The following is a 22,272-nucleotide window of genomic DNA, read 5'->3' as shown; positions in this document are numbered from 1 at the left end:
CGCGCCTGATTCGACGGATACGCGTCGGTACGCGCAGCACGCGTAGAGAGAAATCCGCTGGTCGCACTGTCGGAGATCCAATGATTCGCAGGTCAACGATCTGGCAGTCAGGGTTCCCTTACCCGCAGATGCGGATGACTTGCCGCCACAAGTTCCGCAGGATGGGGTTGCTCTCCCGCCGAGTAGACCACTCGTACGGGTGATCCGGTGGAGAGCACCCGAACCGGGACCGGGTGTCGACCGAAGGGGCTGCGCCCGCCGCCCGGGTCCCCGGTGCGGCGGGCGCACGGTCGTCACATGTTGTCGGCGCCGGCCTTGATCGCCTCGCGGATGCGGTTGTAGGTGCCGCACCGGCAGATGTTGCGGATCTCGTCCAGGGCGTCGTCGTCGATCGAGCGGCCCTCGGCCGCACACCGCTTGACCAGGTCGATCGCGGCCATGATCTGACCGGGCTGGCAGTAGCCGCACTGCGCGACGTCGTTGTCGATCCAGGCCTGCTGCATCGGGTGCAGCTCCTCACCCTTCGCGATCCCCTCGATGGTGGTGATCTCGTCGGACTCGGAGATGGCGCCGACCGGCACCGAGCAGGGGTTGAACGCCTTGCCGTTGATGTGGCTCGTGCAGGCCTTGCAGACGTTGATCCCGCAGCCGTACTTCGGACCGGTCACGCCCAGCAGGTCACGCAGGACCCACAGGACCCGGACGTCGTCCTCGACGTCGACGGTGACCTTCTCGCCGTTGACCGTGAAGGTGTGGGAAGGCATGTCAGTCTCCTCAGCGGACGAAGTCGAGGCCGTTGGTCGGCGACGGCGGGACGGGCGGGACGGTCGGATACGGCTCGAACGGCAGCGGCTCGTTGTGCAGGATCGGGAAGTGGTCCGGCACCCGGCCGGTGGCGCGGGCGTAGGCGTTCGCGATCGCCCCGCAGGTCGGGGCGACGCCGAACTCGCCGGCCCCACCGGGCTCCGGCCGGCCGTTGTCGACCAGGTGGACCTGCAGATCGAGCGGGGTGTTCCACTGCCGGGTGTAGAAGTAGTTGTCCCAGCTCGCCTCGAGGAAGTGACCGTCGACCAGGTGCAGGCTTGAGGTCAGCGTCATCGCGATCGCGTCGTTGATCCCGCCCATGATCTGGGCCTTGAAGCCGAGCGGGTTGATGACCAGACCGCCGTCGACGGCGAAGACCGCCTTGGTCACCCGCGGGCCGGTCCGCGCCTGGCGGACCTTACGGTCCACGGTCTGCGGGCGGCAGTCGATCTCGACCAGGCAGGCGGCGAAGCCCTTGTACTCGACGTGGAACCCGATCCCCTGCGCCGTGCCGTCGGGCATCGACCGGCCCCAGTCGCCCTCCTCGGCGACCTTGTCGAGCACGGCGCGCATCGCGTCGTTGCGGAGGAACTCGCGGCGGAACTCGTACGAGTCCTTGCCCATCTTCTCCGCGATACGGTCGACGATCAGGTCGCGCGCGGTGCAGACGTCGGGCGAGTACACGTTGCGCATCGAGCCGGTGTTGAACCGCATGTCGACCTCGTTGAGCACCCGGGTCTGGGCACCGAAGTCGTAGGGCGTGGCCTGGGTCAGCTCCCAGATCGCCTCCGCGACCGAGACCTGGCCCAGCGGCGCCTTCGCGGCGGCCGCGGTGACGGCGTCACCGAAGCCGTGCCCGAAGTCGCAGCTGACACCGGTGTGCCGCTGCTCGAAGCTGACGACGGACTCGCCGGCGACGACCGCCCGGATCCGGGAGGTCGCCATCGGGTGCACCCGGCCCTGGCGGGAGTCGTCGGCGCGCGACCAGATCAGCTTGACCGGCTTGCCGAGCTTCTGGGAGATCTCGGCGGCCTCCTTGGCCGCGTCGCCGAAGAGGCGACGGCCGAACGAGCCGCCGCCCGGGACGATGTGGATGGTGACCGCGTTGACCGGCAGCCCGAGCTGCTCGGCGATGTCGTGCTGCACGGTGATCGGGATCTTCAGCGAGGTCCAGATCTCGCACCGGCCGTCCCGGACGTCGGCGATCGCGGTGTTGGTCTCCAGCGCCGAGCTGCTGCGGAAGTAGAAGGTGAAGTCGCCCTCGACGGTCTCCCCCGGCACCGACGGGACCGCCAGCGGCAGCTCGGCCGCCCGTACCTTCTGCAGCACGGACTCGTCGTTCTCGCCCTCGACGGTGCCCGCGTCCCAGCGCACGCGCAGCGCGTTCGCACCGTCGACGGCCTGGCCGTAGGTGTGTGCCCGCACGGCGACGCCGGTGGCGCACTCGACGACGTCGGTGACGCCCGGCATGGAGCGCACCTCGTCGGCGTTGGCGACCGAGACCGGGGCGCAGTTCAGGTTCGGGCCGCGGCAGATCACCGTCGGCAGCGCGTCGGGGATCTTCATGTCGGCGATGAACTGCTTGCGGCCGGTGACGATGTCGCGGGCCTGCGCGTTGCGCCGGTCGGTCCCGATGACCGTGAACTCCTCGCGCGGCTTGAGCACCACCTCCACCGAGCGGGTGGCGTCGACGGCCGCGGCCTCGGTGAGCTCCCCGAACGGGATCGCGCTGCCCCCGGCGCCGGTGATGAGCCCCGCGCGGCTGGTGAGGGTGCCCACGTCCTGCTGGAGGAGGGCGGCGGCCGCGTCGAGCAGCCGGCCCTTCGCGATCGCCGCGGCGACCCGGATCGGGGTGTAGGTCGAGAACGTCGTGCTGGAGCCACCGGTGAGCTGGTTGAAGACCAGCTCGGGACGCGAGTCGGCCAAGGTGACCGTCACCTGGTCCGGGTCGAGGTCCATCTCCTCGGCGATGATCATCGCGGTCGAGGTGATGATCCCCTGCCCGTTGTCCGACCGCGGGAGCTGGAACGACACCGTGCCGTCCCGGTTCACCTCCACCCGGATCAGGGCCGAGGTCGGCCGGGAGGAGTCGCGGACGGCGTCGAGCAGGTCGTAGGCGTCGGCCACCTGGGGCGGCGACGGGATCGCGGCGGCCGAGGCCCCCGGCGGGGCGAACAGCTGCTGGCGGCCGACCTCCGCCGCGACGACGAGGGTGGGGGCGGCGACCAGGTAGCCGAGGAATCGGCGACGGCTGACATCGCGGCGTTCGGTGCGTGCACGTGTCGGGGCAGACATCGTTGTCCTCTCCTTCGCTCCGTGGCCCGGGGGGAGCGGCCGGCGGAGTCCGTTGGAGAGCGGAACGAGAGGGCAGTGGTCGTGATGCGCTCGGCGATGTGACCCACGGAACCCACTGAGATCCGCACAACGCCGATAATCGGGCCGAACATACCCGCAGATGCGGATGCGATGTGTCTCACAGGTCCGAATCAGGAGGTTGTGCGCCCGATATTCCGTTCACCTGTTCGAGCGAGCGTCGCTACCAACTTCAGTGGGTACGCCGACCGGCGCGCAGCAGCTTCACGAAGGTCCAGGGCAGGACGACCAGCGCACCCAGGACACCGACGATCCCGGCGACGACGATCGCCCAGTGCCCGGCACCCGGCTCCGGGGTCGCCACGAAGCCGGCGACCAGCACCAGCGCCGGGACGGCCACGATGCCCGGCCACACCAGGGTGCCGAGCCACTTCTCCCCGACCGTCCAGGAGCGACCGGTCCACAGCATCACGACACCGGCGAGCCAGCCGACGACGGGCAGTACGAAGCCGCCGAGCATCAGCATCAGGACGGTGAGGACGGGGTAGGCGTCCGGGTCGCCGGGGCGGGCGGGCTCCGGGGTCGCGTGGTCGTGCGGGGTGGTGGTCATCGTGGTCATCTCCAGCTCCTCGTGTCGGGGTGTGCACCCACTGTCGCGCCGGACGAGGGTCGGCCACATCGGAGCCGGGAATGATCCACGCCGTCGGACCACGGTCGGAGACGGGACGCGCTCACTCCGCCCGCGAGAGTGCCTCCACCCCGGGACCGGTGAGCGCGTCGCCCCCCGGCGGCCGGCCCGAGATCGCGAGGAGCAGGGCCAGCGCGGTCCCCCGCACCTCCGGGCCGCTGCCGACCACCAGGCCGGTGTCGGTGGCCGACAGGCGGAGGCCGGCGACGGTCTCGCGGGCACCTCCGAACGAGGTGGAGGTCCGGATCTGCAGCGCGAGCGCGCCGGCCACCGCCGCGGGGGCGTAGGTCCGGACGATCCCGAGCGGACGACGGACGTCCTCCCCGTGCACGACCATCTCGACCAGCCGGGTCGCGAGCGGGGCCGGCGGCGTGGCGGTCATCGGCACGCACTCCGCGAACCGGCGCAGGGTCTCGTCCGGCGTCGCACCGCGTGCGCGGGCGAGCCCGTGCTCGTTCTGCCGGTCGAAGTCCATGCGCGCCCGCAGCATGCCGACGACGAACCGGCCCCGGGTCGTCCGGGCGGTGTCGACGAGGTGGGCCAGCACGTCGTGGACGGTCCACCCGGGACAGAGCGACGGCGTGTCCCACCGGTCGCCGGACACGTCCCGCAGGTCGGCGACGAGCGCGGCACGCTCGGAGTGGACGAGCTTCCAGACCTCGGTCACGGTGGTCCTCCCGGGCGTCGAGCGGATGGTCGGCTGCTCCTGGGGACCGCCCGGCGGCCGTGGACTCATCGGCCCGACGACAGAGGGCCGGACCCCCGACTCGGGGATCCGGCCCTCTGACCAGCGGTAGCGGTGGGATTTGAACCCACGGAGGCGTGAACCTCACGCGCTTTCGAGGCGCGCTCCTTCGGCCGCTCGGACACGCTACCGCCGACAAGGTTACAAGAAGCTCAGTCGCGGTCGGTGCACGGGGTCCGGCCGAAGAACTCGCGCATCAGCGCGGCCGCCTCACCTGCGCGGACCCCGCCGACGACCTCGGGCCGGTGCGCGAGCCGCCGGTCGCGCAGCACGTCCCAGAGCGAGCCCGCGGCACCGGTCTTGGGCTCCCACGCCCCGAACACGACGCGCTCGACCCGGGCCAGCCCGATCGCGCCGGCGCACATCGTGCACGGTTCGACGGTCACGGCGAGGGTCGTCCCGGTCAGCCGCCACTCCCCCACGACGGCCGCGGCGGCGCGCAGGGCGAGCACCTCGGCGTGCGCGGTCGGGTCGCCGGTGGCCTCGCGGGCGTTGCAGGCCGCGGCGAGCTCGGTGCCGTCGGCGGCGAACACGACCGCGCCGATCGGGACGTCCCCGGTCGCCGCGGCGTCGCGCGCGACGTCGAGGGCACGGCCCAGCGCGAGCCGGTCGGCCGGGCGGAACAACTCAGGAGCCGACGAGCTCGTCCAGCGCGGCGGCGAACCCGCAGCGGCGGGCGATGGTGTCCAGCTGCTCGTCGGGGTACAGCTCGAGGTCGGAGACGAGGATCTCCAGCTCGTCGGCGGGCAGGCCGAGATCGGCCAGGATGCCGAGGTCCCCCTCCGGCCAGGCGTCGTCGAGGGCGTCGTCGTCCGGGGGGAGCTCGACGCGGAGCAGGTCGAGCACGTCCGCCGCGATGTCGTAGTCCAGCGCGGCGACGGCGTCGGAGATCAGCAGCCGCACCCCGCCCGCGGACGGGCGGAGGAGGACGAAGAACTCGTCGTCGACGTCGAGGAGGCCGAGCACCGCGCCGGTGGAGCGCTGCGCGCGCAGCGCGGTGATCGCCGCGTCGAGGTCCACGAGCGCTTCGGAGTCCAGCCGGACACAGCGCCAACGGCCCTCCTCCCGGATCGCGGCGACCGCGAATCCGGGCAGGGCGGCGCCCCGGGTGTCCGGGGCTGCCTCGACGCTCTGTGTGGCCACGGGTCAACGGTACGTCGCTCCGGGGTTGTGAGTCACGCCACGACCAGGTACGCGTGGTCACACCGGGCCCGCGGGCGCCGGACGGGCTCCGGTCAGCGACGATCGGTCCATGCCCATCACGCCCGCCTCGGTCGCGGGGCTCCCCGGCGGCCTGCTCGAGGCCGCCCGCGTCCTGCAGCCGCGGACGGTCGCGCTGCGCCGGGAGCTGCACCGGGCACCGGAGCTCGGACTGCACCTGCCCCGCACCCGGGACGCGGTCCTGCGGGCCCTCGACGGGCTGCCGCTGCGGATCCGCACGGGCGGGTCCTGCACCTCGGTGACCGCCGTCCTCGACGGCGACCGTCCCGGGCCGACGGTGCTCCTGCGGGGTGACATGGACGCGCTGCCGCTGCCCGAGGACAGCGGCCTGGACTTCGCCTCGGCCACCGACGGCGTCATGCACGCCTGCGGGCACGACACCCACACCGCCATGCTCGCCTCGGCCGCGCGGCTGCTCGCGGACCGGCGGGACCGGATCGCCGGCCGGGTGGTGTTCATGTTCCAGCCGGGCGAGGAGGGGTTCCACGGCGCCCGGCACATGATCGACGAGGGCGTACTCGACGAGGACCCCGAGCTGGCCTACGCCCTGCACATCACCTCGACGGTGCCGACGGGGCAGCTCCACCACCGGCCGGGCCCGATCATGGCGGCCGCGGACGTGCTGCGGGTCCGGGTGACCGGCCGCGGCGGGCACGCCTCGGCCCCGCAGGACGCCTGCGACCCGGTCCCCGCCGCCGCGGCGATGGTCGGCGGCCTGCAGACGCTGCTGACCCGCCGGGTCGGGCCGCAGGAGTCCGCGGTCCTCACGGTGTCCCGGATCGAGGCGGGCACCACCGACAACGTCATCCCGGAGACCGCGGAGCTGACCGGGACACTGCGGACGTTGTCGCAGCCGGTGCGGACGCTGCTGCACCGGGCGGTCACCGAGCACTGCCGGCACACCGCGCTGGCCTACGGCTGCACGGCCGAGGCCGAGATCGTCCCGGGCTACCCCGTCACCCGCAACGACGACCGCGCGACCGCCGGGCTGGTCCGCGTCGCGGAGAAGGTGCTCGGCCGCGGCGCCTGCGTGGCCATGCCGGACCCGCTGATGGGGTCGGAGGACTTCTCCTACGTGCTGGACCGGGTGCCGGGCTCGCTGGCGTTCCTGGGGGCGCGGCCGCCGTCGGTCGACCCGGCCCTCGCCCCGCCGAACCACTCGAACCGAGTGGTGTTCGACGAGGCCGCGTTCCCGGCCGGAGTCGCCGTGTACGCGGGACTCGCCCTGGCCGCGACGGGCTGAACGCACGACGGCGCCGCACCCCTGGACGGGGACGCGGCGCCGTGGACGCGATCGCTCAGACGGTCTCCTCGACCTGCTCGGCCGGGGCCACGCGGCCGTAGCCCTTCCAGGTGCGCTGGGCGTAGGCGGCCAGCGCGGAGGTGACCGCCAGGCCCACCCCCGTGCTCGCGATGATCGACAGGAAGACGGCGTTCGACACAGCCATGACGGCTCCTCCTCACACCGGCACGCGCCGGGTCCGGTGACCGGGTCCGGATGACCCGGGCGGAGTCGCGACGCTTGCGAGTCCCACGGGCGCTACCTGCGCCCGCCGACCACGGTCCCACGTCGGAAAAGCGCTGTCCCGCCTGCGGAAGTACCGATTCGAATGACTCCGCTCACAGATATGTCGGTGCCTCATCCGGCACCGGGAGCGACGTCTGGTTAACGTCGGTACGAACTATTCAACGAAACAGACAGAACGACACGGATTGACAGTTTCCCGACGAAAGCTTCATCCGTGGCGTGCACTGTCGCCAGGGGGAACGCGTGGACGACACAGCAGAGGGGACGGTCGACGGCGTCACCGTCACCGATCCCGCGACCATGCGGCGCGCTGTTGCGGCGGCCGCGGTCGGCAATATCACCGAATGGTTCGACTTCGGTGTCTACGGTTATCTGGCCACGACCATCGAGGCCGAATTCTTCCCACCCGGGCCGCTGTCCCAGGTGGCGGTGTTCGCGACGTTCGCGATCGCGTTCTTCTTCCGTCCGCTGGGCGGGCTGTTCTTCGGTCCGCTGGGCGACCGCATCGGCCGGACCAAGGTCCTGTCGATCACGGTCATCCTGATGGCGCTGGGCACGTTCCTGATCGGGCTCATCCCGTCGTACGCCTCGATCGGGCTGGCCGCGCCGATCCTGCTCGTCGCCGCCCGCGTCCTGCAGGGCTTCTCCACCGGCGGTGAGTACGCCGGCGCCATGACCTTCATCGCCGAGTACGCCCCCGACCGTCGTCGCGGGTACTTCGGCAGCTTCCTGGAGCTCGGCACGTTCGTCGGCTACGCGCTCGGCGCCACCATCGCCTCGGTGCTGCCGCTGGTCCTCAGCGCCGAGTCCATGTCGAGCTGGGGCTGGCGGATCCCGTTCTTCGTCGCGCTGCCGCTGGGCATCGTCGGGGTGTACCTGCGGGTCAAGCTGGAGGAGACCCCGGCCTTCCAGACCCTGCTCTCGGAGTCCGAGGAGCGCGAGGGCACCCAGGTGAAGGACGGCCTCAAGCTGATCTTCACGAAGTACCTGCCGACCTTCGTCATGGTCGGTGGCGTCGTCGTCGCCTGGAACGTCACGAACTACATGCTGACCAGCTACATGCCGACCTATCTTGAGACCACGGTCGACCAGCACGGCGGCACCTCGATCGACTCCACGACGTCGTCGTGGCTGCAGATCGCGGTGCTGTGGCTGGCGGTGTTCATCATCCCGCTGCTCGGGCGGCTCTCCGACCGCACCGGGCGCAAGCCGATCATGTGGGTCGGCGCGGGCGGGCTGATCGTGCTCGGCATCCCGATGATCCTTCTGATGCAGAACGGGTCGGTGCCCGCGGTGTTCCTCGGCCTGCTGGTCATGGGGCTGCTGCTGATCTGCTTCTCGGCCACCGGACCGTCGACGCTGCCGGCGCTGTTCCCGACACAGATCCGCTACGGCGGACTGTCGATCGCGTTCAACATCTTCGTGTCGGCGTTCGCCGGGACCGTGTCGCTGGTGATGTCGGCGCTCGTCCTGTCCACGGGCGACCTGCTGTGGCCCGGCTACTACCTGATCGCGGCGGGGGTCATCGGCGTCGTGACGCTGCTGTTCCTCCCCGAGACGGCGAACCGGCCGCTGCGGGACTCGCAGCCGTCGGCGGGGTCGGTGGACGAGGCGCGCGAGATCGCGGCGACGATGCACGCCGCGCGCTGACCACCGGTTGTCGGAGTCGGGGAGCGACGGCACGCTGAGCGCGTGCTGCCGCTCCCCGATCTGTTGCGGGCCCTCGACTCCGGGGAGCTCTCCCCCTCCGAGCACGTCGACGACGTGCTGTCCCGGCTCGGGTCCGACACCACGAACTGCGTGGTCGCCCTCGACGCCGACCGCGCCCGCGAGCGCGCCGCCGAGCTGACCGCGCTGTCCGCCGCGGGACGACGGCTGGGCCCGCTGCACGGCGTCGCCGTGGGGATCAAGGACCTGGTCGACGTCACCGGGCTGCCGACCCGGTGCGGCTCGCGGCTCCTGGCCGACGCCGCCCCCGCGACCGCCGACGCACCGGTGGTGACGATGCTGCGGGCCGCGGGGGCCGTGGTCGTCGCGAAGCTCCACACCCACGAGTTCGCCTACGGCCCCACCGGCGACGTCGCCGCCACCGGCGCGGCCCGCAACCCGCACGACCCGGCACGGATCACGGGCGGCTCGTCGTCCGGGTCCGCCGCGGCCGTCGCCGCCGGGCACCTCGCGCTGGCCGTCGGCACCGACACCGGGGCGAGCGTGCGCACCCCGGCCGCGCTGTGCGGCGTCGCCGGGCTGAAGCCGCGGCGCGGGGCGATCCCGGGGGAGCGGGTGTTCCCGCTGGCCGAGTCGTTCGACACGGTCGGGCTGCTGGCCGCCGACGCCGCCTCGCTCGCCGTCGCCCGCACCGCGCTCGGGGAGCCCGGCGCGTCGGCCGCGGCGGTGCTGCCCCGGATCGGCGTCGCCGACGACGACTGGTGGCGCCCGCACGACCCGGTGATCGCCGACGCCGTCCGGGCCGTGGCCGACGCGCTCACCGCGCTCGGCGCGCCCGTCGCCGCCCAGGACACCCCCGGCGTGGCCGAGCTCGCCGCCACCTACCCGGTGATCACCGGCGCGGAGGCCTACGCGACCCACCGGCGCTGGTTCGCCGAGCGCCGCGACGAGTACCAGCCCGCGACGGCCGCCCGGCTCGCCCCGCACGCCGAGGCGCCGGCGCACCTCTACGTCGACGCCCGGCGCGAGCGCCGCCGGGTCGGACGCGCCCTGCTCGACCGGCTCGGGGCCTCCTGCGACGTGCTGCTCTGCCCCACCACCCGGCTGCGGGCCACGCCGATCGGCGCGACCGAGCACGACGGGGTGCCGGTGCTGCCGTCGATGCTGCAGCTGACCTCGCCGTTCAACCTGCTCGACCGGCCCGTCGTCGCGCTACCGGTCCCGGTGCCGGGGCTGCCCGCGGGGGTGCAGCTGGTGGGGGTCACCGTCGGTGAGGACGTGCTGCTGGGGCTGGCACGGGCGCTGGAGAGGGCGTTGCGGTGATCACCGGGTCGGGCGGTGCGACGAGCGGAGTCCGCGCGGGGCCGGGAACCGCGGTCTCTACCCTCGTGACGCATGCGAGCGGTGTGCGTGCTGGGGACCGGACTGATCGGCGGGTCGCTGCTGCGGGCCGCGGCCCGCGCCGGGCGTGAGGTGTGGGGCACCGCCGCGTCCGAGCCGACCGCGGCCGCCGCCGTCGCCGACGGGTTCGACGTCACCACCGACACCGACGCCGCGCTGGTCCGGGCCGCCGAGGCCGACGCGCTGGTCGTCGTGTGCGTCCCGCTGACCGCGCTGGAGGCGGTACTGCGCCGCGTCGACGCGGTCGCCCCCACCTGCCGGCTCACCGACGCGGTGAGCGTGAAGGTGCCGGTCGCCGACGCGGTCGCCCAGTTCGCACCGCGCACCCGGTTCGTCGGCGGGCACCCGATGGCCGGCACCGCCGAGTCCGGGTGGCCCGCCGGGTCCGCGGACCTGTTCACCGGCGCCGCCTGGGTGGTCGCCTCCGACGACGGCCTCGACGTCGAGGTGTGGCGCGACGTCGCGGAGCTGGCCTGGGACTGCGGGTCCCGGGTGGTGCCCGCGGCCGTCGACGAGCACGACGTCGCCGTCGCCCGGATCTCGCACCTGCCGCACCTGTTCGCCGCGGTGCTCGCCTCCGTCGGCGCCGGTGAGCAGGGCGACGACCTCGCCCTCGCCCTGTCCGCGAGCTCGTTCGCCGACGGCACCCGGGTGGCCGGGACCCGGCCCGAGCTGGTCCTGGCGATGTGCGAGGGCAACCGGGGCGCGCTGCTCGCCGCCGTCGACGACGCCCTGGGCAGGCTCGGCGCGATGCGCGGGGCGCTGGCCTCCACCGGTGGGCTGGCCGCGACCGTGCGCTCCGGGCACGAGGCGCGGATGCGGTGGGCCTCGACCCGCGAGCCGCTGGAGGTGCCGGTCGACCTCGGCGCACCGGACGTGTTCGCCGAGCTGCGCGAGCTCGGCCGCCGCGGCGACGTCGTCGAGCCGGTGAAGCGCTAGAGCGTCACCCGGGACGCGATGCCCGGGTAGTCGAGGACGAAGCCGTCGTCGTCGACGGTCATGTCGGCGGCGAACGAACCCGCGGCGAAGCCGACGACCGTGGGTGTGCCGGGCGACCCGGCCGTCACGGTGCGGTAGGTCTGCTCGGTGTTCTCGACGGTCAGTGTCGGGAGGTCGACGAACACCATCGGCAGCACGTGCTCGGCGGGCTCCCGGTGCAGGGCGAGGCGCCGGACCGGGAGCGCGTTGAACACCGGGCTGAAGGCGAGGTCGACGTCACGGGCGCCGCCGAAGTGGCCGCGGCTGCCGCCGGAGCCGTCGTCGACCAGCCAGACGCCGTCGGTGCTGCGCGACAGCGTGAGCTGCTGCTCCCCCTCGGCGGTGGCGACGTCGACGGCGAGCCGCGACAGCGTCCCGTCGCCGGCGACGACGAGCCGGTAGGACGCGGTGAGCACCCCGCCCTCCCCGCCGCGGATGATCCGGCCGACGGCACGGAACCCGCCGCCGTTGGTCGTGATGCGCGCCGACTCCATGCCCGCGGCGCCGTCGGTCTCGGGGTCGGACCGCCAGGTCAGCATGACCGCCACGCGCGTCACCTCCGGGTCGTCGATGTCGGGCACACCGAACCACATCGCCGCGCGGACCACGCGAACGGGTGATGATCAGGCGTCCTCAGCGGGGCTCCCGGCGGACGTCGGCGGCGTCGACGTCGTCGCGGATCCCGCGGAAGACCGGCTGCCGCAGCCGGCCGGCCGCCGTCCACCCGAGGTGGGCGACCTCGGCGACGACCGTCGGGGAACACCAGCGTGCGCCCGCGGCGTCGACCCGGGGCAGGACCTGCGCGAACGGCGACTCCGGTGCCCCGGTCAGCCGGGCGGTGAGCAGCTCCTGCACCGCCGCCCCGGCCAGCCCGGACCCGACCCGGCCGGCGAACTCCAGCCCGTCCGGCCCGGGGACACCGAGCAGCAGCGCCCCGATCCGCCCCGCAGCACCGGACCTCTCGGGTTTCCAGCCGCCCACCACACAGGACTGCGAGTGCCGGTGGGCGATCTTCACCCAGTCCGGGCTGCGCCGGCCCGGCCGGTACCGCGAGTCCTCCCTCTTGGCGACGACGCCCTCCAGCCCCCGCGACGCCGTCACCTCCAGCAGTGCGGCCCCGTCCGGGTAGAGCGGCGAGGTCTCGACGTGCGGGGTCGCGGACAGGTCGAGCCGTTCCAGGGTGGCCCGGCGCTCGGCCAGCGGGCGGTCGAGCAGCGGGACCCCGTAGAGGCGCAGCACGTCGAACACCATGAACGTGACCGGGCGGCCGCCCGCGGGGCCGTGGATCCGGTGGGCGAGCGCGGCGAAGCTGGGGACACCACCGTCGAGCAGCACCACCTCGCCGTCGAGGAGCACGTCGGGGGCAAGGTCCACCAGACCGGCGAGCTCGGGGAAGTTCGCGGTGACATCGCGGCCGGAACGGGTACGCAGGCGCAGCGCCGGCTCACCACCGCCGTCGGTGACCTCGGCCAGCACGCGCATGCCGTCCCACTTGACCTCGAACGACCAGCCGGCCCCGGTCGGCAGGGGTCCGGGGGTGGCGAGCATGGGCTGCACACCGTCATGCTGTCACTTCGGACGGCACGCGAGGGGGGACCGTATGCGCGCGATCTGGAGCGGGGCCGTGTCCTTCGGGCTGGTCAGCGTGCCGATCAAGGTCTATTCGGCGACGTCCAACCACGACGTCCGGTTCCACCAGGTGCACGGTGAGGACGGCGGCCGCATCCGCTACAAGCGGACCTGCGAGGTGTGCGGCGAGGAGGTCACCTACGCCGACATCGTGAAGGGCTTCGAGACCCCCGACGGCGAGCTGATCACCCTCGACGACTCCGACCTCGCGTCGCTGCCCGTGAAGACGGGGCACGAGATCGACGTCATCGAGTTCGTGCCGAACGACCAGATCGACCCGATGCTGTTCGACAAGAGCTACTACCTCGAGCCGGAGACCAAGGCCGCCAAGCCCTACGCGCTGCTGCGCGAGGCACTCGAGGAGACCGACCGCACCGCCGTGGTGAAGGTGGCGCTGCGCCAGCGCGAGACCCTCGCGCTGCTGCGGGTGCGCGGCAAGGCGATCGTGCTCCAGACCCTCATCTGGCAGGACGAGATCCGCGAGCCGGAGTTCGACATCCTCGCAGGCGAGGTCGACCTCAAGCCGCAGGAACTGAAGATGGCGTCGTCGCTGGTCGAGAGCATGGGCGCGGACTTCGACCCGTCGGAGTTCCACGACGAGTACCGCGACGCGATGGCCGACCTCATCGAGGCGAAGAAGTCCGACGGCGACGCCCGCCCGGCGCCCGCCGCGGAGGCCGCCGACGACGGCGGGGACTCGATGAGCGACCTCCTGTCGGCACTGCAGGCCAGTGTGGACGCGGCCCGGTCGACGAAGTCGGACTCCGGGTCGGGGTCCGGGCCGACGGAGAAGAAGACCCCGAACCGGCGATCGTCCTCCCGGACGAAGAAGACCGAGGAGAACGACGCCGAGACCGGCACCGACGACGCGAAGCCCGCGAAGCCGGCCACCACACGTCGGCGGTCGACGAAGAAGACCGCCTGACCGGCGCCCTCAGGGGCCGAAGCTGGACTCCGGCGGCGCCTGGTCGTTCTGCAGGGCGCCGAACAGCGCCTGGGCCCGGGTGCGGTCCCAGCGCAGGTTCGACCCGCCCGCGCTGCCGCCGATCGGGACGGTCGTCTGCACGCCGTCGCCGCCGGAGACGCCCTTCATCCCCCAGGCCAGGCCGGCGAGGTTCCAGATGTGGTCGGAGTCGTCGACGGTGATCGTGCCGGTCACCGCGGACGCCAGCGGGACCATCCGGAACGGGTTGATCAGCGTGAGCGGGCTGGTGGCCCTGCCGAGCAGCGCGGAGAGGAACTCGCGCTGGCGCTGGACGCGGTCGAAGTCCGAGCCGGGCGTCGCGCGGGTGCGGACGTAGCCGAGCGCGGTCGTCCCGTCGAGCTCCTGGCAGCCCGCCTGGATGTCGAGGCCCGCCTTCGGGTCGTCGATGGCGCGGGGGACGCACATGTCCACCCCGCCGACCGCGTCGACCGCGCCGACGAACCCGCCGAAGCCGACTTCGACGTAGTGGTCGATGCGCAGGCCGGTCGCGGCCTCGACGGTCTCGACGAGCAGCTCCGGGCCGCCGAACGCGAACGCCGCGTTGACCTTGTTGCTGCCGTTCCCGGGGATCGGGAGGTACGAGTCGCGCGGGATGGAGACGAGCACGCTGCCGGAGCTGCCCGTGTGCAGCAGCATGATCGTGTCGGTGCGCTGGCCCGCCGCGTCGCCGGTGGCGAGGCGTTCCTCGTCCTCGGCGGAGAGTCCCTCGCGGCTGTCCGATCCCACGATCAGGTAGTTCGTCCCCGACGACGCCTGGGAGTCCGCGGGCAGCGCCTGCACCCGGGTCATGTTCTGGTCGAGGTAGACGCCGAACCCGACGAACGCGACCAGCAGCAGGATCAGCACGGCCTTCCAGCGCCCGCGGGTGGCACGACGGACGCGGCGCCAGTCCGGCATCGACGGGCCGCGGGTGACCCGGCCGTCGCGGGGGGCCTGCGACGCGGGATGCACCCCGGCCCCCGCTCCCCCGGCTCCGGAACCGGCAGGGCGCGGCATGACCGGACCACGGGGCGGCGCGGCGGCCCGGGTCGGTGGCGGCGCCCCGGCGACCCGGCCGGGCGGCGGCTTGCGCAGCGGGCCGCGGCCCCCGCGCGACGGCGGGGCCCCGGGCGGCTGCTGCGGCGGGGACGGCGGCGGGAGCGGACGGCCCCCGTGTCCGGGCAGCGGGTTGCGGGGCTGGTTCGTCCAGCCGGGGCTGCCGGGCCGCGCGGGACGGCCGCCGCGCGGCGGCTCGCCCTGCGGCGGACGCCCGCCCGCGGGGGGCGGGCCGCGGAAGTCTCCGGCCATGCCTGTGCCACCCTCCGATCGGCCCGGATCCTGGGCATCCGCGGCCGACGATACTGCGCGCCGTCGTCACCGGGACGCCGGGCGAGAGGGTCACCCCGCCCACCTGCGGTGTTCCACCCGACCGGGTGCGCGGGGGATGATCGTCGACGATGGACCTCCCCCTGCACGAGGACGACCTGGACGCCGAGGGCGTGATCCGGGCGTCGGCGATCACCCCGCTCCGCCCGGACATGCCGGCCGCGGCGGTGCTGTGCTGGTTCCCCGAGGTCGTCGAGGACGTCGGGACCCGCTCCGAGACGGTGACCGTGCTGCGCAGCGAGCTCGGCCGCAGCCCGGTGTGGCGTGCGACCGGGCCCGGCGGGACACCGGTCGCGGTGCTGCACCCCGGCGTCGGCGCGCCGCTGGCGGCGATGTTCCTGGAGCACCTCGCGGCGCTGGGCGTCCGCACCGTCGTCGGGGTCGGCGGGGCCGGGGCGCTGCGGCACGAGCTGACGCTGGGGCACGCCGTCGTCCTGGGCAGCGCGCTGCGCGACGAGGGCACCTCGTTCCACTACCAGCCGCCGTCGCGGACGATCGACGCCGACCCGGACGGCGTCGACGCGGTGGTCCGGGTGCTCGACGGCGCCGGGGTGCCGCACGTCGTCGGGCGGTGCTGGACCACCGACGCCGTGTTCCGGGAGACCCCGGCGCGGGTCGCGCGGCGCCGCGACGAGGGCTGCGCGGTGGTCGACATGGAGGCGTCCGCGCTGGTCGCGGCCGCGCGCCGGATCGGGGTCGGCTACGGCCAGGTGTTCCTCGCCGCGGACTCGCTCGCCGGGCCGGAGTGGGAGCACCGCGGCTGGACCAGTGCCCGCGAGGCCCGGGCGGGCCTGTTCGGCCTGGCGCTGGCCGCGGCCGAGACCTGGGACGGGAGCCGCGGCTCCGGGGCCGGACCACGCGACGACCCGGCCGGCGCCGCGGACGGGGACGGGCGGTGGGCGGGCGGGACCGGTACGCCCTAGCGTCTGCGGGCATGCGCGTCCTCGTCACCGGCGGTGCCGGATTCATCGGGTCCCACGTCGCCGACCGCTTCGTCGCGGACGGCCACGAGGTCGTCCTGTTCGACGCGCTGCTGCCGCAGGCGCACGGCGGCGAGGCCCCGGAGCTGGACCACGAGCTGGTCCGCGGCGACGTGCGCGACGCCGACACCCTGTCCCGGCTCCTGCCGGGGGTGGACGCGGTCTGCCACCAGGCCGCCATGGTCGGGCACGGTGTCTCCCCCGCCGACGCCCCCGACTACGCCTCCCACAACGACCTCGGCACCGCGGTGCTGCTGGCGCAGATGCACGCCGCGAAGGTGGACCGGCTCGTGCTGGCCGGGTCGATGGTCGTCTACGGGGAGGGCCGTTACGACTGCCCCGACCACGGCGTCGTCCGGCCCGGGCCGCGTGCGCTCGACGACATCGACGCCGGCCGCTACGAGCCCCGCTGCCCGGAGTGCGGCAAGGACCTCGAGTCCGGCCTCGTCCCGGAGTCCGCGCCGGTCGACCCGCGCAGCACCTACGCCGCCACCAAGCTCGCCCAGGAGCACCTCGCGAGCGCCTGGGCCCGCCAGACCGGCGGGACGGTGTGGTCGCTGCGCTACCACAACGTCTACGGCCCGCGGATGCCCCGCGACACCCCGTACGCGGGCGTCGCGTCGATCTTCCGGTCCGCGCTGGAGCGCGGTGAGGCGCCGCGGGTGATGGAGGACGGCCGGCAGCGCCGGGACTTCGTGCACGTCACCGACGTCGCGGCCGCCAACGCCGCCGCACTCGTCGCCGCCCCGGAGCCGACCGGCTTCGGCGCCGCGAACGTCTGCTCCGGCGAGCCGCACACCATCGGCGACCTCGCCGCCGAGCTGGCCCGCGCGATGGACGGCCCCGAGCCCGAGATCGTCGGCGGCGCCCGGCCCGGCGACGTGCGCCACGTCGTCGCCGATCCGGCCTACGCGGCGGCCCGGCTGGGCTTCCGCGCCCGGACCACCTTCACCGACGGGGTGACGGCGTTCGCGACCGACCCGCTCCGTTCACCGATCACCACGAACCGCTGAGGGGCGCCGTTCGAACCTCCTGCGGGACCCTCCCGCATTCGGCGGGCGGTGGACCGGCGGAGAGGTGAAGATCGCGACGTGCACCCGGAGATCGTCCTGCCGTGCCTCGACGAGGCGGAGGCGCTGCCGTATGTCCTGAAGCGGATGCCCGACGACTGGCCGGTGATCGTCGTCGACAACGGGTCGACCGACGACACCGCGGCCGTCGCGCGCGGGCACGGGGCGCGGGTGGTCGTCGAACCGCGTCGCGGCTACGGCGCGGCCGTGCACGCCGGGCTGGAGGCGGCCAGCGGTGAGCTCGTGGCCTTCCTCGACGGCGACGGCTCCCTCGACGCCGACGTGCTGCCCGGCATGGCCGAGACCGTCGCGTCCGGCCGCGCCGACATCGCCGTCGGACGGCGGGTCCCCGACACGGTCGGTGTGTGGCCCTGGCACGCCCGCGCGGCGAACGCGGTGATCGCCGGGATGCTGCGGACCCGAGGGGTCCCGGTGCACGACATCGCCCCGATCCGGGTCGCACGCCGGCAGGCGCTGCTGGACCTGCGGATCGAGGACCGGGCGTTCGGCTACCCGCTGGAGCTGCTGCTGCGGGCGGGCCGGGCGGGCTGGCGGTTCGACGAGATCCCGGTCACCTACTCCCGGCGTGCCGGCGGGCGGTCCAAGGTCTCCGGCTCGGTCAAGGGCACCGTCCGGGCCGGGCGCGACATGATCCGGCTGCTGCGATGACCGGCCCCGTCACCACCGTCGTCCTCGCGAAGGCACCCGAGCCGGGCCGGGTCAAGACGAGGCTGTGCCCGCCCGCGACGCCCGAGCTCGCCGCGGCGATCGCCTCGGCGGCGCTGCTCGACACCCTCGACGCCGCCGCCGGGGTGGCCGGGGACACCGTCGTCGCGCTGACCGGGGACCGGGCCGCCGCCGTCGGCGCGGCCGATCTGGCCGCCGCGCTGGACGGGCTCGCCGTCGTCACGCAGCGCGGGGAGGGGCTGGCCGCGCGGATCGCCGCCGCGCACGCCGACGCCGCCGCGCTGCACCCGGGCCGCCCGACCCTGCAGGTCGGGATGGACACCCCGCAGGCCACGGCCGAGCTGCTGTCCCACTGTGCGGAGCGACTCGCCGAACCGGGGGTGGACGCCGTCCTCGGCCCCGCGACCGACGGCGGCTGGTGGGTGCTGGGCCTGCGCGACCCGCTCGCCGCCACCGCGCTGCACGGCGTGCCGATGTCGACCGCCGAGACCGGCGACCGGACGCTGGACGCGCTGCGGGCCGCCGGTCTGCGGGTGGCCCTCGCCGAGCCGCTGACCGACGTCGACACGGCCGCGGAGGCCGTCGCCGTCGCCGCGCAGGTCCCGGGGAGCCGCTTCGCCCGCGCCGTCGCCGAGCTGACGCTCCGATGTCCGGAGGTGTCGGTGTGACCGTGACCGCCGAGGGCTTCGACATGCCGCTGTCCGGCGCCCCCTCCCGCCTGCTCTGCGACGACGGCACCGAGATCGCGCTGGACGTCGACCGCTGGGCCGACGCCGCCGGAGGCTGCGACGACTGGCTGCTGCGCCACTGCACGGGCCCCACCCTCGACCTCGGCTGCGGACCCGGCCGCCTGCTCGTCGCGCTCGCCGCACGCGGGATCGCCGCCCTCGGCGTCGACGGCTCCGCCGTCTCCCGGGTGCTGTGCCGCCGCCGCAGCGTCGCGATGGTCCAGGCCGACCTGTTCGGCCCGCTGCCCGGCGAGGGCAGCTGGTCCCACGTGCTGCTCGCCGACGGCAACATCGGCATCGGCGGCGACCCGGTCGCCCTGCTCACCCGCGCCGCTCGGCTGCTCGCCCACGGCGGGACGGTGCTGGTCGAGGCCGACCCGCGCCCCGAACACGCGTGGCGCGGTACCGCCCGGGTGCTGTGCGGCAGCGGTGCGGGCGAGCCGATCCCGTGGGCCGCGCAGGGCGCGGTGCCCCTCGCCGTGACGGCCGGGCGTGCCGGTCTGCGGGTGACCGACGTGCACCTCGGCGCCCGGGTGTTCCTGGAGCTGACCGGGCCGTGAGGCGCGTGGTGCGGTGGCGCAGCCCGATCCGGGGCCCCTGGCTGACCTCGATGTTCGCGCTGCCACTGCTGGTCGGGCTCCCCGTCGTGGCGTTCACCGGGCTGCTCGACCGGCTCGCCTACGGCCGGGAACAGGCCATCCCGGCCGCCGACGCCGTCGGCGGGCTGCAGCTGCCGTGGTGGGACTGGCCCGCGTCACCGGCCTGGCTGTTCCGGCTCACCGAGGGCCTGCACGTCGGGCTCGGGATCGTGCTGGTGCCGCTGGTCCTGGCGAAGCTGTGGTCGGTCATCCCGAAGCTGTTCACCGCACCCGGACGCAACCCGGTGACGCTCCTGGAACGGCTGTCGCTGGTGCTGCTGGTCGGCTCGATCCTGTTCCTGATCGTCACCGGCCTGCTGAACGTCCAGTACGACTACGTCTTCGGCTTCTCGTTCTACGACGGCCACTACGCCGCGGCCTGGGTGTTCCTGGCCTCGTTCGCGCTGCACGTGGTCACGAAGCTCCCGACGATGGTCCGGTCGCTGCGGGGCCGATCGCTGCGCACCGAGCTGGCCACGCCGCTCGCCGCCACCCGGCCCGAGCCGGCACACCCGCTGGTCGCGCCCGACCCGGACCCCCCGACGATGTCGCGGCGCGGCGCGCTCGCCCTGGTCGGCGGCGGGATGCTCTTCGTCGCGGCACTGACCGTCGGCCAGTTCACCGACCGGCTCCGGTCGACGGCGCTGCTGCTGCCCCGCGGCCGGACGACGGCGCCCGACAGCACCGAGCGGGGCGGCCCGAACGACTTCCCGGTCAACCGCACGTTCGTCGCGTCCGGCATCGCCCCGGCCGCGGTCGGGAGCGCCTGGACGCTGACCCTGACCGGCGGCACGGCACCGGTGGTGCTCGACCGGGCGGCGCTGGCCGCGCTGCCGCAGCACACCGCGGAGCTGCCGATCGCCTGCGTCGAGGGCTGGTCGACCGCGCAGGTGTGGACGGGGGTGCGGCTGACCGACCTGGCCCGCGCCGCGGGCGTGACCGACCCGGAGACCGCGGAGGTGCGGTCGGCCGAGGTGGGGAGCCCGTTCGCCCGGTCGCTGCTCAACCGCGGCCAGACGGTGTCGCCGGACTCGCTGCTCGCGCTGCGGGTCAACGGCGCCGAGCTGTCACCCGACCACGGGTACCCGGCGCGGCTGATCGTCCCGGCGCTCCCCGGGGTGCACAACACCAAGTGGGTCGTGACGATCGGGTTCTCCCGTGCTGCTCCTCGGTAGCCGCCTGCTCGCCGCCCTCGGCTGCTTCGCGCTCGCCGGATGGGCGGCGTACGCGATCGTCGGCGGGTCCCCCGACCTGGTCACGATGGCCTGGTGGTTCGCCGGCGCGGTCCTGCTGCACGACCTCGTGCTGTTCCCGCTCTACGCTGCCGGGGACCGGCTGCTGCTGCTCGCGCTGCCCCGCACCCGGGTGCCGCTGGTCAACCACGTGCGGATCCCGGTGCTCGGCTCCGGGCTCGCGCTGCTGATGTTCCTGCCCGGGATCATCCGGCAGGGTGCGCTGAGCACGCTGAACGCGACCGGGCTGGACCAGGAGCCGTACCGGATGCGGTGGGTGTGGCTGACCGTCGTGCTGTTCGTCGTCTCCGCGCTGGTCTGGACGGCGCGGACACTGCTCGCCCGCCGGGCAGTATCGGAGCCATGAGCGAACCCGTCTTCGACAAGCGCGACCAGCTCGACAAGGTCGCCGCCGGCCTGCTGGAGGGCGAGCGGATCATCGCCGTCTACGACGCGATCGGTGCCGGCACCGGCTTCCTCGGCCTCACCGACCTGCGGGCGGTCCTGCAGGACAACTCCTTCGTCGGCAAGCGCACCGCGATCACCTCGATCCCCTACGGCCGGATCTCCTCGGTCTCGTTCGTCGCCGATCGGAACCTGCTGGGCCGGTTCGCGAGCTCCGGCCAGATCGCGATCACCGTCGGGGCGGCCGTGCACGAGGTGGCCTTCCGCGGCGACGACAAGGCCCGCCACGCCCACGACGTGATCCTCTGGCACCTGACCCGGTCGTGACCGGAGTTCACGCGTCGCGCAGCGCCGCCAGGAACGCGAGCAGGTCGGCAGGGCCCTGCGAGGCGATGGTGTGGACCCGGCGCAGGTCGAGCTCGCCGTAGGCGTGGACCAGTAGGTTGCGGAACGCGGCCGCCCTGGCCAGCCGGTCCGCCAGTCCGGTCTCGACGACGCCGTGCCTCCCGAGCAGGCGGAACGCGTCACCGTAGGTGGGCGGCGAGCCGAGCCCCGATGTGACGCAGGCCGACACCGCCATGTCGATGACGACCTGGATGGCCTGCCACAGGTGCAGGACGACGGCGTCGGTCGCGTCGGTCATCGGGGCCAGCCCGTCCGGGTCCGACGGCAGCCGGTCCCGCACACGGTCGAGGTGCCGGCGGACCGTCGCCGCGCGCTCGGCGAGCAGTTCCGGCCGGATCGCCCCGCTCACCGCCCGAGCCCCGCGAGGACGTCCTGCTGAGCACGCCGGATCACGGGACCGGCGTCGCACCAGAAGCGGGTGGCCTCCAGCACGAAGTCGCGATACGCGTCGCCGGACGTGTACAGGGCGACGCCGTCGCGGGCTGCCTCGTACCGGAGCAGCGCAGTGGCCCGGTCGAGGTCGACGAGGTCGACGGCGTCCGTACCCAGCGCCGACGCGACCGCGTCGAGCAGCGTGGCCGGGTCGGCGTCGCCGCGATAGCCCAGGTCCCAGTCCGACCCGGCATGCTCCTGACCGCGGCTGCGCGACCCGTGCAGGAGCAGGAGCGTCAGTCCCGGTACCCGGGCCGCCACCACCCGGACGGCGTCGAGCCGGGCCGGGTCCTGTGTCTGCGGTCCGATCACGGGTGCCACGGTAGCGGCCCCGGTCGTGACCGGGGGCACGCTCGGCGGCGGCGGCCCA

At 74.0% G+C, this 22,272-nt stretch carries 25 protein-coding genes and 1 tRNA gene; 13 read left to right on the top strand and 13 right to left on the bottom strand.

What is annotated here, in order from left to right; all coding sequences use genetic code 11:
* Window positions 1-293: 293 nt before the first annotated feature.
* From ATL51_RS18060 to ATL51_RS18030, 7 genes are all read right to left on the bottom strand, one after another.
* Complete coding sequence (locus ATL51_RS18060; RefSeq protein WP_073575739.1) at window positions 294-764, bottom strand: (2Fe-2S)-binding protein; 471 nt, start codon at window positions 762-764, stop codon at window positions 294-296.
* 10 nt (window positions 765-774) lie between these two features.
* A complete protein-coding gene (locus tag ATL51_RS18055; protein ID WP_100879303.1) occupies window positions 775-3,099 on the bottom strand; it encodes a molybdopterin cofactor-binding domain-containing protein in 2,325 nt (774 codons plus the stop codon).
* A 250-nt stretch (window positions 3,100-3,349) separates the two neighbouring features.
* Window positions 3,350-3,736: a hypothetical protein gene (locus ATL51_RS18050; protein ID WP_157818418.1), complete on the bottom strand. Its 387-nt coding sequence runs from the start codon at window positions 3,734-3,736 to the stop codon at window positions 3,350-3,352.
* A gap of 112 nt (window positions 3,737-3,848) precedes the next feature.
* Complete coding sequence (locus tag ATL51_RS18045; protein WP_100879301.1) at window positions 3,849-4,472, bottom strand: maleylpyruvate isomerase family mycothiol-dependent enzyme; 624 nt, start codon at window positions 4,470-4,472, stop codon at window positions 3,849-3,851.
* 124 nt (window positions 4,473-4,596) lie between these two features.
* Window positions 4,597-4,681, bottom strand: a tRNA-Ser gene (locus ATL51_RS18040).
* Window positions 4,682-4,702: 21 nt separating this feature from the next.
* Complete coding sequence (locus ATL51_RS18035; protein ID WP_208623019.1) at window positions 4,703-5,176, bottom strand: nucleoside deaminase; 474 nt, start codon at window positions 5,174-5,176, stop codon at window positions 4,703-4,705.
* Between the two features lies 1 nt (window position 5,177).
* Entirely contained in the window at window positions 5,178-5,693 is a 516-nt protein-coding gene (locus ATL51_RS18030) for a tRNA adenosine deaminase-associated protein (protein ID WP_174525539.1), read from the bottom strand.
* Between the two features lie 109 nt (window positions 5,694-5,802).
* Between ATL51_RS18030 and ATL51_RS18025 the strand changes: the two genes are divergently transcribed.
* Window positions 5,803-7,014 (top strand): M20 metallopeptidase family protein, encoded by a 1,212-nt coding sequence (locus ATL51_RS18025; protein ID WP_100879300.1) that lies wholly within the window; start codon window positions 5,803-5,805, stop codon window positions 7,012-7,014.
* 55 nt (window positions 7,015-7,069) lie between these two features.
* Here the strand turns inward: ATL51_RS18025 and ATL51_RS28320 are convergent, their stop codons facing one another.
* A complete protein-coding gene (locus ATL51_RS28320) occupies window positions 7,070-7,219 on the bottom strand; it encodes a hypothetical protein (RefSeq protein WP_157818417.1) in 150 nt (49 codons plus the stop codon).
* A 323-nt stretch (window positions 7,220-7,542) separates the two neighbouring features.
* On the opposite strand from ATL51_RS28320, the gene ATL51_RS18020 reads away from it, so the two are divergent.
* The 3 genes from ATL51_RS18020 (at window position 7,543) to ATL51_RS18010 (ending at window position 11,307) form a co-directional block, all read left to right on the top strand.
* Complete coding sequence (locus tag ATL51_RS18020) at window positions 7,543-8,949, top strand: MFS transporter (RefSeq protein WP_455342409.1); 1,407 nt, start codon at window positions 7,543-7,545, stop codon at window positions 8,947-8,949.
* Window positions 8,950-8,991: 42 nt separating this feature from the next.
* Complete coding sequence (locus ATL51_RS18015) at window positions 8,992-10,290, top strand: amidase (protein WP_100879299.1); 1,299 nt, start codon at window positions 8,992-8,994, stop codon at window positions 10,288-10,290.
* A gap of 72 nt (window positions 10,291-10,362) precedes the next feature.
* Window positions 10,363-11,307: a prephenate dehydrogenase gene (locus ATL51_RS18010; protein WP_100879298.1), complete on the top strand. Its 945-nt coding sequence runs from the start codon at window positions 10,363-10,365 to the stop codon at window positions 11,305-11,307.
* Here the strand turns inward: ATL51_RS18010 and ATL51_RS18005 are convergent.
* Window positions 11,304-11,927 (bottom strand): putative glycolipid-binding domain-containing protein, encoded by a 624-nt coding sequence (locus ATL51_RS18005; RefSeq protein WP_301549073.1) that lies wholly within the window; start codon window positions 11,925-11,927, stop codon window positions 11,304-11,306. The genes ATL51_RS18010 and ATL51_RS18005 overlap by 4 nt on opposite strands.
* Before the next feature lie 52 nt (window positions 11,928-11,979).
* The gene (gene ligD, locus ATL51_RS18000) at window positions 11,980-12,894 is read right to left on the bottom strand and encodes a non-homologous end-joining DNA ligase (RefSeq protein WP_100879297.1); all 915 of its coding nucleotides are present in this window, start codon (window positions 12,892-12,894) and stop codon (window positions 11,980-11,982) included.
* 52 nt (window positions 12,895-12,946) lie between these two features.
* Here ligD and ku point away from each other — a divergent pair, with 52 nt between their 5' ends.
* Window positions 12,947-13,900 carry a non-homologous end joining protein Ku gene (gene ku, locus ATL51_RS17995; RefSeq protein WP_100879296.1) on the top strand — a complete coding sequence of 318 codons (954 nt, stop codon included), beginning with the start codon at window positions 12,947-12,949 and terminating at the stop codon, window positions 13,898-13,900.
* A 9-nt stretch (window positions 13,901-13,909) separates the two neighbouring features.
* On the opposite strand, the gene ATL51_RS17990 is transcribed toward ku, so the two are convergent.
* On the bottom strand, window positions 13,910-15,247 hold the full coding sequence (locus ATL51_RS17990; RefSeq protein ID WP_100879295.1) for an LCP family protein: 1,338 nt from the start codon (window positions 15,245-15,247) through the stop codon (window positions 13,910-13,912).
* A gap of 149 nt (window positions 15,248-15,396) precedes the next feature.
* On the opposite strand from ATL51_RS17990, the gene ATL51_RS17985 reads away from it, so the two are divergent.
* The 8 genes from ATL51_RS17985 (at window position 15,397) to ATL51_RS17950 (ending at window position 21,392) form a co-directional block, all read left to right on the top strand.
* Window positions 15,397-16,248: a nucleoside phosphorylase gene (locus ATL51_RS17985; RefSeq protein WP_100879294.1), complete on the top strand. Its 852-nt coding sequence runs from the start codon at window positions 15,397-15,399 to the stop codon at window positions 16,246-16,248.
* 11 nt (window positions 16,249-16,259) lie between these two features.
* The gene (locus tag ATL51_RS17980) at window positions 16,260-17,318 is read left to right on the top strand and encodes an NAD-dependent epimerase/dehydratase family protein (protein ID WP_100879293.1); all 1,059 of its coding nucleotides are present in this window, start codon (window positions 16,260-16,262) and stop codon (window positions 17,316-17,318) included.
* A 78-nt stretch (window positions 17,319-17,396) separates the two neighbouring features.
* Entirely contained in the window at window positions 17,397-18,044 is a 648-nt protein-coding gene (locus tag ATL51_RS17975) for a glycosyltransferase family 2 protein (RefSeq protein WP_100879292.1), read from the top strand.
* Window positions 18,041-18,730, top strand: a complete 690-nt coding sequence (locus tag ATL51_RS17970) for a TIGR04282 family arsenosugar biosynthesis glycosyltransferase (protein ID WP_100879291.1) — start codon at window positions 18,041-18,043, stop codon at window positions 18,728-18,730. Before ATL51_RS17975 ends, ATL51_RS17970 begins: the two co-directional genes overlap by 4 nt.
* Window positions 18,727-19,350, top strand: a complete 624-nt coding sequence (locus tag ATL51_RS17965; RefSeq protein ID WP_301549072.1) for a methyltransferase domain-containing protein — start codon at window positions 18,727-18,729, stop codon at window positions 19,348-19,350. Before ATL51_RS17970 ends, ATL51_RS17965 begins: the two co-directional genes overlap by 4 nt.
* Window positions 19,347-20,603 (top strand): molybdopterin-dependent oxidoreductase, encoded by a 1,257-nt coding sequence (locus tag ATL51_RS17960; RefSeq protein ID WP_301549071.1) that lies wholly within the window; start codon window positions 19,347-19,349, stop codon window positions 20,601-20,603. The genes ATL51_RS17965 and ATL51_RS17960 overlap by 4 nt, the downstream gene beginning before the upstream one ends.
* Window positions 20,587-21,027: a hypothetical protein gene (locus tag ATL51_RS17955; protein ID WP_100879289.1), complete on the top strand. Its 441-nt coding sequence runs from the start codon at window positions 20,587-20,589 to the stop codon at window positions 21,025-21,027. Before ATL51_RS17960 ends, ATL51_RS17955 begins: the two co-directional genes overlap by 17 nt.
* Window positions 21,024-21,392, top strand: coding sequence for a PH domain-containing protein (locus ATL51_RS17950; protein WP_100879288.1), 369 nt, complete (start codon window positions 21,024-21,026; stop codon window positions 21,390-21,392). Before ATL51_RS17955 ends, ATL51_RS17950 begins: the two co-directional genes overlap by 4 nt.
* Before the next feature lie 7 nt (window positions 21,393-21,399).
* Here ATL51_RS17950 and hepT read toward each other — a convergent pair whose 3' ends face one another.
* A complete protein-coding gene (gene hepT / locus ATL51_RS17945; protein ID WP_073575717.1) occupies window positions 21,400-21,819 on the bottom strand; it encodes a type VII toxin-antitoxin system HepT family RNase toxin in 420 nt (139 codons plus the stop codon).
* Window positions 21,816-22,214, bottom strand: a complete 399-nt coding sequence (locus ATL51_RS17940) for a nucleotidyltransferase family protein (protein ID WP_073575716.1) — start codon at window positions 22,212-22,214, stop codon at window positions 21,816-21,818. Before ATL51_RS17940 ends, hepT begins: the two co-directional genes overlap by 4 nt.
* Window positions 22,215-22,272 lie beyond the last annotated feature (58 nt).

Source organism: Pseudonocardia alni (assembly GCF_002813375.1).
GTDB classification, from domain to species: domain Bacteria; phylum Actinomycetota; class Actinomycetes; order Mycobacteriales; family Pseudonocardiaceae; genus Pseudonocardia; species Pseudonocardia alni.
Note: the sequence above shows the minus strand (reverse complement) of the source record. Positions and strands in the feature narration are given on the sequence as shown.